Below are 733 nucleotides of genomic sequence, written 5' to 3' on the forward strand. Positions count from 1 at the left end.
ACCCGAGCATTGAATGAGGCTCCAACGCAAGTTGGGGCCTTTTTTCATATAGGCACACAAGGTCAAAGGCGGCACCATGATCCTTCTGGTCGACAAGATCGTGCGTTGAACGGGTGCCGCGTGCATGGTAGTATTTCACGTCGTGGTTCAAGATAGGGGACTGGTTCTGACGGTCTCTATCATATCCACCACGTTATAAGGGCTCTTGGCGCAACGGTTAGCGCAGGGGACTCATAATCCCTGGGTTCTGGGTTCGAATCCCGGAGGGCCCACCAGAGAATTAAGAGGCCTGGCAAATAGCCTGGCCTCTTTTTGTCAAAGTTCCCACTTCACATGCCTGCCAAATTGCCTTGATAAACGCTTACGGTTCAAATCCACGTAATTGTTAATGCTGGTTGACAAGAACCATTTCAAAACTATGCCGGATTACGGGGCTGGACCCGGACCGGCCGTCCATACCCTGCATTTCACGGAATGCGCAAGTCGCCTACCTGCGGTTTTGATTTTGCCGATTGCGGCATGCTCGGGGCTTCCCGGCCTGGCCCCGTAAACCGGCATGGTTTTGAAATCGCCGGGCGGGCGGGGGCGCGGTTGGACCCGATAGTGGGCCCGGCGCCGGCGGGACGGCCGTTGGGCGGATGGCGGACCGCGCTGCGGAGGCGATAAACGGCGGACGGCGGGATTCGAGATGTCCCGAGGGCGCCGGGGAGGAGGGCGGCGGCGTGGCCGCCGC

Annotated in this window: 1 tRNA gene; it reads left to right on the forward strand. The window is 58.9% G+C overall.

Annotated features, from left to right (window positions below):
* The first annotated feature begins 199 nt into the window (after positions 1-199).
* Positions 200-275 (forward strand) — tRNA-Ile (locus tag DWX63_RS11060).
* Positions 276-733: the final 458 nt, after the last annotated feature.

The sequence above is a fragment of the Collinsella sp. AF20-14LB genome, assembly GCF_003459505.1.
Taxonomy (GTDB): domain Bacteria; phylum Actinomycetota; class Coriobacteriia; order Coriobacteriales; family Coriobacteriaceae; genus Collinsella.